The sequence below is a fragment of the Pullulanibacillus camelliae genome (assembly GCF_014642655.1).
Classification (GTDB): domain Bacteria; phylum Bacillota; class Bacilli; order Bacillales; family Sporolactobacillaceae; genus Pullulanibacillus; species Pullulanibacillus camelliae.
In genome coordinates, this window is the sequence record NZ_BMIR01000030.1 from 26,712 (window position 1) to 36,236 (window position 9,525).

Annotated in this window: 7 protein-coding genes; 6 read left to right on the plus strand and 1 reads right to left on the minus strand. The window is 41.7% G+C overall.

Features of this window, described 5'->3' with window-relative positions:
* The first annotated feature begins 49 nt into the window (after positions 1 to 49).
* From IEW82_RS18770 to IEW82_RS18785, 4 genes are all read left to right on the plus strand, one after another.
* Positions 50 to 1,159, plus strand: coding sequence for a mandelate racemase/muconate lactonizing enzyme family protein (locus IEW82_RS18770; RefSeq protein ID WP_188698673.1), 1,110 nt, complete (start codon positions 50 to 52; stop codon positions 1,157 to 1,159).
* Positions 1,160 to 1,191: 32 nt separating this feature from the next.
* Complete coding sequence (locus IEW82_RS18775; RefSeq protein ID WP_188698675.1) at positions 1,192 to 2,616, plus strand: sodium:solute symporter family protein; 1,425 nt, start codon at positions 1,192 to 1,194, stop codon at positions 2,614 to 2,616.
* A gap of 26 nt (positions 2,617 to 2,642) precedes the next feature.
* The gene (gene argH / locus IEW82_RS18780) at positions 2,643 to 4,112 is read left to right on the plus strand and encodes an argininosuccinate lyase (RefSeq protein WP_188698678.1); all 1,470 of its coding nucleotides are present in this window, start codon (positions 2,643 to 2,645) and stop codon (positions 4,110 to 4,112) included.
* A gap of 623 nt (positions 4,113 to 4,735) precedes the next feature.
* Positions 4,736 to 6,220 (plus strand): aldehyde dehydrogenase family protein, encoded by a 1,485-nt coding sequence (locus tag IEW82_RS18785; RefSeq protein WP_188698681.1) that lies wholly within the window; start codon positions 4,736 to 4,738, stop codon positions 6,218 to 6,220.
* 60 nt (positions 6,221 to 6,280) lie between these two features.
* Here the strand turns inward: IEW82_RS18785 and IEW82_RS18790 are convergent, their stop codons facing one another.
* On the minus strand, positions 6,281 to 7,165 hold the full coding sequence (locus IEW82_RS18790; protein WP_188698684.1) for a LysR family transcriptional regulator: 885 nt from the start codon (positions 7,163 to 7,165) through the stop codon (positions 6,281 to 6,283).
* A 340-nt stretch (positions 7,166 to 7,505) separates the two neighbouring features.
* Here IEW82_RS18790 and IEW82_RS18795 point away from each other — a divergent pair, with 340 nt between their 5' ends.
* Complete coding sequence (locus IEW82_RS18795) at positions 7,506 to 8,072, plus strand: non-oxidative hydroxyarylic acid decarboxylases subunit B (RefSeq protein WP_188698704.1); 567 nt, start codon at positions 7,506 to 7,508, stop codon at positions 8,070 to 8,072.
* 20 nt (positions 8,073 to 8,092) lie between these two features.
* The coding region (locus IEW82_RS18800; RefSeq protein ID WP_188698688.1) for a non-oxidative hydroxyarylic acid decarboxylases subunit C at positions 8,093 to 9,525 on the plus strand (1,433 nt) is incomplete at its 3' end.

Consider the following 9,525-nt stretch of genomic DNA (forward strand, 5'->3'; position numbering starts at 1 on the left):
GTTCATAAGACGGTGATTTTTAAATGAAATAAGGAAGGAAGGAAAAAAGATGAAAATAATTGATGTGATCGCAACCCCCATTCGAATGCCACTTCCAAAGGTATTCAACGGGTCCACGTATGCAATTAAAGAACGCTGCACTATTATTACAGAGGTGATTACTGATGAAGGCGTGAACGGAAGAATTTTTTTAGGAGATAATCGTGATCAGCAGCAGCACGTTGTAGACCTTATTCATAACAGCATAAAACCGTTATTATTAGAAGAAGATCCATTGTGTATCGAACGCTGCTGGCAAAAGATGTTCCACTTAACGAGGCGACTGGGGAATCGCTCGCTGATCTGTGCAGCCATTGCTTCTGTGGACGCTGCTTTGTGGGATCTATTAGGGAAAAAGAGTCAGCTTCCTGTTTATAAATTAGTAGGTGGGTATAGTGACACTGTTAAACCCATTATTATCGCGGGTTATTATGAAAATGGCAGTGATATGAATAGGTTGCAAAATGAGTTCTTGATATATAAGGATAAGGGATTTGCTGGATCAAAGGTAAAGGTTGGCGCACTATCGCCTAAAGAAGATGCTGAAAGAATTAAGGCGATTCGTGAGGCGGTCGGTGAGGATTTCATAATTGCTTGTGATGCCAATCAAGGGTGGACACGTTTTGAGGCCGTAGAATTTGGACAGCGCGTCAAAGAGTTGAATATTGAATGGTTTGAGGAACCGGTCCAATGGCATGATTACATTCCAGGTATGAAATTTGTTCGAGAAAGAACAGGACTCCCTGTGACGGCTGGACAAAGCGATTTTTTCCACGACGGCTGTCGAGCAATGATTGAGTCAGGAGCTGTGGATATTATCAATTATGATGTCTCTAATGGAAGCGGTTTCATCGATTGGCTTAAAGTGGCAAGGATGGCTGAATTTTATCAGGTAAAAATGGCGCATCATGAAGATCCATTAATCGCGATGCATTTGTTAGCTGGTATTTCTTTAGGATTGTATCCAGAGTACTTTTCAGAAGAAAGAGATCCGCTGACACCAAGGATAGTTATCAATCAGCCTACATTTGAAGCTGGACAGGTGAGAGTGAGTGAACACCCAGGATTTGGTTTAATATTCGATGAGGAGTTTATTCAAAAATATAGAGTTGATCAATAGAGGAAGCCAAGAACGATTGAGAGGAAGAGTTTATGATTATAACAATTATGATTTGTTTTATTGTGGCGAATCTCATCTTGGGCTTTTGGTCAGCAAGAAAGACGAAGGATAGTAGCACTTATATGCTTGGTGATCGAAAAATGGGTGTCGGTGTCTTAATATTCACGACGTTTGCAACCTCGATTGGAGCAGGGGATATGCTAGGCTATCCTGCATTAGGTTATGCAGAAGGCTGGTCATCCCTGCATTTTATATTGGCGATGCCTGTTGTCATTATTCTTATGGCTGTCACGGTTGGTAAGCGCTTTTATGATTTGAAAGTAACAACGATTAGTGATTTGGTGTGTAGTGTCTATGGCGAAGATAAATATTTGCGTGTGATTCCGAGTATCTGTATTTCTTTAGGGATGCTTTCTTGGTTAGCTGCGCAATACTCTGCCTTCGGCAAGACCCTACATCTTTTAACGGGGGCCAGTCCCATTATTGGTTTACTGATCGGAGCAGCTCTATTTATCTCTTACACAGTTGTTGGCGGATTGGTCAGTGTTATATTTACAGACGTATTGCAGGGCGTCTTCCTAGCTATAGGCGTATTGGTTGTTTTTATAGCCGTTACCGTGAAGGGTGGAGGATTTGTTGCGATACAGTCCGGATTACCTGATAATTACTCGAGCTTTTTAGGCCCTGTTGGTGCCATTACAATTTTAATGTTTTGGCTAAATAAGGGATTATCAAGATTTACAAATTTTCCTTATTGGCAGCGCTTAGGCAGTGCTAAAAGTGTGAAGGCCGGAATCTGGGGAATCATTCTTGGGATGGTTGTCACCGGAATCTCAGGGGTGGCTCTTGCCCTTATTGGCATGGCTGCATTTAAAATGAATCCGGGAGGGATGGGAGATCCAGAAATGATCTTCCCACACTATTCCATTTCCCTCTTTCCTAAGTGGGTAGCGGGTTTCTTTTTAGGGGCTTTGTGGGCAGCAATATTGAGTTCTGCTGCAGGTTTTTTAAATTCGTCCACTACATTGTTAGGGCATGATGTGTGGTTCAAGGTCATTAAGAAAAGCAAGCGCTCGAAAGTGGAGCTGCTGAAAGACTTAAGAATCATTACCCTAGTCATTGGTGTAGGGACATTATTAATCGCTTGGCTTATTCCCAGTGTCTTGCAGCTTTTTATATGGGCAGGCGATTGGCTGACCCCACCGCTTATTCCTGTGCTATGTGCGGCAATTTTTGATAAAAAGGGTGAAAAAATACCTAAGGCCTATTTATCATTAAGCATGATTGTCTCTGGAATTGTTGGTGTTACATTTGAAGTCATCCCCTCTTTAAAAGCTTTATTGAGTGGGGGGACTATCCCCGCCTTCATTGCTTCGTTCATCATCATCTTATTTGGTGCAATCTTTGGAGGAATCAACAAAAATCATAGCTTCAAAAATGATGTCAAAGAAGGCTAGTTAAAATATTTATGAGGAGGGCTAAAATGTCTGGCCGTTTAAAAGTTGATCCAAGCGCAACCTTTCGGAATGTTGTCTTAGGACATGAATTAAGCGAATTAGGCGAAGAAGCTCTGAAGCCATTATTATATGTCAATGTTGCTCATGTTCAAATGCTGAGAAAGCAGCAGATCATTTCTGAAGATACAGCCAATAGACTTATAGAAGCATTACAACGAATGGATAAAGAAGGGCTATCCGTTTTAGATACTGAGCATTCAGAAGATCTTTATTTTGCCGTTGAGCAAAAACTAATTCAAGAATTAGGCATGAACGAGGCAGGAAACATTCACGTTGGCCGTAGTCGAAATGATATTTATTCCACAGTATATCGAATGATTTTAAGAGAAAAACTTCTTAATATTCAAAAGGATGTCTTGGCCCTTGCCGATAAGGTTCTCCGTATCGCTGAGCTGCAAAAGGAGACCATCATGCCCGGATATACTCACACACAACACGCTCAGCCCATCACAGTTGGCTACTATTTTTTGGGGGTATTTGATGTCCTGCTTCGCGATGTCCAGCGCATGAAGCATGCCTTTGCTTTTGTTAATAAAAGTCCATTAGGGGCAGCGGCGTTAACGACAACGAGTTTTGATCTGGATCGGCAGGTAACAAGTGATTGTTTGGGCTTTGACTCTATTATTTGTAATGCCTACGATGCCATTTCAGGCCGAGACTATACGGCCGATGTCATGTCAGCATTAAACGCTATTGTATCGGATATTAGTCGCGTAGTTACGGATTTAATGACCTGGAATATGTTTGAATTTTCGTTTATCGAAATTCCCGACGAGTATGCTGTCATCAGCAGCATCATGCCACAAAAGAAGAATCCTGCTGCTTTAGAATTTTTACGCTCGGCTGCCAGTTGGGTATTAGGTGATACCATTGGGGTATTAAGCTCTCCAAAAGGGGTGTCTTATAGCGATATTCGTGATGCCACCAAATATCTATACACTCCGATTTGGCACTCTTTAGAAGTGACAAGTCATGTTGTACAATTGTTTGGTGAGATATTGCCGAACATTCAATGGCATAAAGAAAGAATGCTTGAGGTGACAAATGAAGGGTACAGCACGATGACTGACCTTGCCGATTTCCTTGTCCAGCACTACGCAATCACCTTCAGAGAATCGCATCATATTGTTGCACTTTTTGTTAGAGAATCCTTAAATACTTCTAAGAAGGCTAATGAAGTTCGTGTCGAGGTACTCAATCAAATCTGTCATGAGCTAGGCTATACGTTCACTCTGACGCAACAAGAGCTAATGGATGTTTTAGATCCAAGAGCTTGTCTCGAGCGAAGACACGTTGTGGGAGGCACGGCGAATGAGCAAATAAGGGGAATGCTTGACGAAAATTGGAAACGCTTTAAAGATGAAAGGCGTTGGTATTTAGAAAAATGTTCTGAATTAAAAAAAATGGAAGAGAGCATTTATGAGCACTCAATATAACCCAATATTTTCAGTCAAAGAAGAAGTATAAGTGTAACTTTAGCTTTCGCCTTCTAAGGCTTGCGGGCACCCTAAGTGTGTGATTTGCAAAAATCACATCAGGCGCAAACTGAGTTTTCTAAAAAGATCAGAAAGTATAAAATTTCTGATCATGAGGACGGTGCGGATTTCCACTCCAGGCCGCTCGCTTTCCGCGGGAAAGTGGTAAGCCCCCTCGCGCCTTCGTACTGCTAAGGTCTTACCGATCTCTCACTTCCCGCAGGACTCTGACTCTAGTCTCTGCATCATGAGTCAGCGGCGCCCGAGGAACACACGATTTTAGAGTGTTCCGAATCTCGCGCCTTGCGCTCTCATCCACTTGATCAGGCAATGAAGCCTCTTTCATATGTGATAATACTCTATACTTAGACAAGGACCGGGCATGCTTTTCGCTCGGTTTTCTTATTATGGGTTGTTTTATTAAGCTGTTCGGCTATGGGAAAGAACTATACTTTTAAAGTATGATAGCGCATTAAATTAGGTATGTGTAAAATTATGAATTCTGATGCAAATTTAGTGAAATGATAACGGCACGGTAATATAATGAAGAAGCTAATTATCAAATAGGAAAGAAGGAATCGGTCATGAGACCTAGAACGGAACCAATTCGGGTTCACGCCTTGATTAATGGTGAACAGGTTATCACAGATAACATGTCACCACGGGAAGACCCAACACATCCCGATGAAATCGTTGGCTATGCCCCACTTAATACAAGAGAAGATACTATAAAAGCGATTGATGCCGCTGATCAAGCATTTAAGACATGGTCAAATACGCCATTAGAAGAGCGCATTGAACGCATGGAGCGAGCCATTCAAAAATTGAGAAAGGCCAATGATGAGATCACGACATTATTATCGCGTGAGCATGGGAAACCACTTTATGATTCTAATGGCGAAGTGGCTGTTTCTCTCGCTTGGATGAGCTTTGCTTGTCAAAAAGCTAAAGAAGTCCTTAAAGAAGAAGTGGTGGAGCATGAAGCAGGAACGACTTACATCCGTCATGAACCTATTGGCGTGGTCTCTGCGATTACACCATGGAATTATCCGATCTCACTTTCCACCATTAAAATTGCCCCGGCTTTAATTGCTGGTAATACAATGGTGGTTAAGCCAAGTCCCTTTGCTCCGCTTGCAGTAAGCAAGGTGATTGATATCATCGCTGCTGAATTTCCTGCTGGAGTTTTGAATTTGGTGCATGGTGAATCAGGTGTCGGGGAAGAGCTTACTTCTAATCCAAAGGTGGCTAAGATCGCCTTTACAGGTGGTACCAACACAGCCAAGCATATTATGAAGGCAGCAGCTGATACAATAAAACATATGACACTCGAACTGGGTGGTAATGATGCAGCTATCGTTCTTTCTGATTTCGATGTCAATGATGAACGCGCGATGCGTCGTCTAGTCATTTCTAACTTCCTAACAGCTGGTCAGATTTGTATGATTGCAAAACGCGTCTATGTTGATAAGTCAATTTATGACAAATTTATTGAAAAATATATTGAGGCTGCAAATAAATGGATTCGTGTGGGTAATCCCTTTAATCCAGACGTAACCATCGGACCAGTTAATAATAAGCGTCAAGTTGAATTTGTCCAAGGACTCATCGATGATGCACAAAGTAAAGGGGCACAAGTGATCAAATTAGGTCAAGTCATTGATCCAGATCTTTACGACAAAGGCTACTTCCTGCAACCAACTGCTGTTCTTGGTGCGGATTATAATGATCCAATCGTTGTCGAAGAACAATTTGGCCCTACTGTACCTATTTTGCCTTTTGATGATGAAGAACAAGCCATCGCACTTGCTAACGACAGCATCTATGGATTGACAAGTTCAGTGTGGGGAGAAGAAGCTCATGCTGTAAAAGTTGCTGCACGCATCCAAGCTGGAACGACGATGATTAACACTGCGGCCGTTCAAGGTTTAGATGTTCAATTCCCATTTGGTGGCGTCAAACAATCAGGGGTTGGTCGCGAGTACGGTGCTGAAGGTCTGCTTACTTATACAGATACTCATGTTATAAATGTACGTAAAAATGGTGATTTGCCTTATATTCCAGAATAATGGGTATAGCAATTCAGAGGTTGTCCTTATTTGGACAACCTCTTTCTTTATGCGCAAAGGTTAAAGGGAGGTTTGAAAGGCAGTAATTAACGCGTTGACTGCTTTCGGTATGTATTTATCTTTAAGCCAAACTAGTGCTGGGCGTGTTTTTAAGAATGGTTCTGAAATAGGCAGGATCTTATAGTTGTCTTGATAAACCTGATGGACTTCGGACTGGGGGATAATGGTTACTCCCATACCGGTTGCAACAAGAGTGAGAAGTCCTGAAATGTCTGGTGAATCGAGAATGATACGGGGTTCGAGCTGCTGTGCTTTAAATAGCTGAATGATGTTTTCATACATGCCATTCCCCGAAGTCCTTCTTCCCAATAACAAATCTTGTTCTGCCACCTGTCTAAGGCTAATTGTGGATTCAGGGAATCTTTCTTCCCATTGGCGTGGAATGACAACGACAAAAGGGTCCTCATGAAGCGATAAGATATGATAATTTTCCTGTTCCACTGGCAAAAGCAATAAGGCAATATCAATAAGGTTTTGTTGAAGCATTTCTTCAAGGGCATAAGTATCACCATATAACAATTTTATATAAACGTTAGGAAACGTATTATGAAAGCTACTGAGATGATCAGTTAGATAGGACATACAAATGGATGAAGTACCAATCGATAGTGTCCCTTGAATGCCTTGTTCGATTTCTGTGACTTCCTTCTGCGCATCCTCCATTAACTGAAGAATTTGTTTAGCTCGCTGATATAAACGTTTCCCCGCTTCAGTCACTTCCCATTTTCGTGCATCCCTAATAATGAGTGGGGCCTGTAATTCCTCTTCTAACAGCTTTAACTGATGACTGAGTGGAGGCTGAGCGATATGGAGAACCTTTGCGGCTTTGGTGATTTGTTTTTCTTCTACGATCGTGCAAAAATAGCGTAATTGTCTAACGTCCATTCCGTCATCTCCAACATCTTTTTTAACATTTTATCATATGTCACATTTTCACAACAAAAGAGGTTTTTAACAAAGCATAATATCCCTAACATTTATAGAGAGCTTAGTCCTATTTGGAAAATATTTATAGAGCTTATAGTTATGAATTTAATGGTTAAAAAGGGAGGGCATCAGGCAGATTAACACCATAGAGTCAACGCTAGAGCTCTAGAGGATGTCCTTTAATCATATTAAAAAAATATATAATTGATACTTAATATATATTTTATGTTTGGAAAGGGTAGGAGTACACTTAGGGTGTACAGGTCATAAAAGGGATTTTGAAGAGGGGGTATCAAAAATCAAAATTATCGTAGGAATCACCGGTGCCACGGGAGCCATTATAGGCATTCGCATCTTACAATTGCTAAAAGAGGCTAACGTTGAAACCCATTTGGTTCTATCACCTTGGGCTACCGCTACGATTAAGTTGGAAACCCCATATACAGCTAAAGAAGTCGAGCTGCTTGCCGATTATTCTTATTCGTATAAAGATCAAGCAGGAAAAATTTCCAGCGGTTCCTTTCAGGTTGATGGTATGATTGTTGCGCCTTGTAGTATGAAATCATTGGCCGCCATTCGCATTGGACTAGCTGATAATTTACTTACACGTGCCGCGGATGTTGTTTTAAAAGAACGTAAAAAACTGATGCTTCTCACACGTGAGACACCTCTTAACAACATCCATCTTGAGAACATGCTAGAGCTATCTAGAATGGGTGCGGTGATTTTTCCACCCATGCTTACCTTTTACAATCAGCCGGAAACCATTGATGATATCGTCAATCATATTGCTTACAGAGCATTGGATCAGTTTGGCATTCACCTGCCTGAGGCCAAACGGTGGGAAGGAATCAAAAATACTTAAGAAAAGGGAGATAAGTACTTATGGCTTTTAAAGATTTTCGTGACTTCCTTAAAAAGCTTGAAGAGGAAGGACAGCTTCTAAACATTGATGATGAAGTGATGCCAGAACCAGATATTGCTTCAGCGGCAAGTGCGATGAGCAACCTTGGTGATCAAACACCAGCGCTTGTATTCAATAACATTAACGGATATGAAAAGGCGAAAATTGCGATGAATGTTATGGGATCATGGCCTAACCATGCAATTATGATGGGCATGCCGAAAAATACTCCAATTAAAGAACAGTTTTTTGAGTTTGCCAAGCGTTATAAACAATTTCCAGGAGCTATTCAAAGAGAGGAGACAGCGCCTTTCCAAGAGGTAGAGATCACTGAGAACATCAATCTTTTTGAAATTCTCCCTTTATTCCGTTTAAATCAAGGCGATGGCGGTTTTTATATTGATAAAGCAGCCGTTATTTCACGCGATATGGATGAACCAGATAATTTTAATAAACAAAATGTCGGCATTTACCGCATGGAGGTCAAGGGAAAGGATCGCCTAGGCATTCAACCTGTTCCACAGCATGATATCGCCATCCACCTTCGTCAAGCTGAAGAGCGCGGGGAGAATTTACCGGTAGCGATTGCCCTTGGCAACGAGCCAGCAATTGTTACAGCGGCGGCAACACCATTGCTTTATGACCAATCGGAATATGAAATGGCAGCGGCTCTTCAAGGTGAGCCTTATAAAATTGTTAAAGCCAAGGATTCCAGCCTTGATCTTCCGTGGGGAGCAGAGGTTATTCTTGAAGGAGAGATTCTTGCAGGTGAACGTGAGATAGAAGGGCCATTCGGTGAATTCACTGGCCATTATTCTGGTGGTCGTAAAATGCCTGTGATTAAAATCAACCGCGTCTATCACCGTAACAATCCAATATTTGAACATTTGTATATCGGAATGCCTTGGACAGAAACAGACTACATGATTGGTATCACAACAAGCGTTCCGTTATATCAACAATTATCCGAAGCTTACCCCGATGAAATCGTTGCTGTCAATGCAATGTATACACATGGCCTCGTCGCCATTATTTCTACAAAGAAACGCTACGGTGGTTTTGCTAAGTCTGTTGGCATGAGGGCTTTAACCACACCCCATGGGTTAGGTTATTGTAAGTTGATCATTCTTGTTGATGAAGATGTTGATCCCTTTAACCTCCCTCGTGTCATGTGGGCGCTCTCGACCAAAATGCATCCGAAGCATGATGCAGTGATCATTCCTGATTTATCAGTTATGCCATTAGATCCAGGGTCAGAGCCAACTGGAATTACACATAAAATGATTCTCGATGCAACAACACCCGTAGCGCCGTTTGTGTCAAACTTTTCTCGGTACCCTATTCATCCCAGTATTTCTGGCACTCTAAATTTGTACGCTTTTCCAGCTACCGCGCGAATGTCTTCGCTTGGTTC

Excerpts from the sequence above, each read along its gene's own strand:
- argH (WP_188698678.1), top strand. The coding sequence starts at position 2,643 with ATGTCTGGCCGTTTAAAAGTTGATCCAAGCGCAACCTTTCGGAATGTT.
- IEW82_RS18770 (WP_188698673.1), top strand. The coding sequence starts at position 50 with ATGAAAATAATTGATGTGATCGCAACCCCCATTCGAATGCCACTTCCA.
- IEW82_RS18775 (WP_188698675.1), top strand. The coding sequence starts at position 1,192 with ATGATTATAACAATTATGATTTGTTTTATTGTGGCGAATCTCATCTTG.
- IEW82_RS18790 (WP_188698684.1), bottom strand. The coding sequence starts at position 7,165 with ATGGACGTTAGACAATTACGCTATTTTTGCACGATCGTAGAAGAAAAA.
- IEW82_RS18785 (WP_188698681.1), top strand. The coding sequence starts at position 4,736 with ATGAGACCTAGAACGGAACCAATTCGGGTTCACGCCTTGATTAATGGT.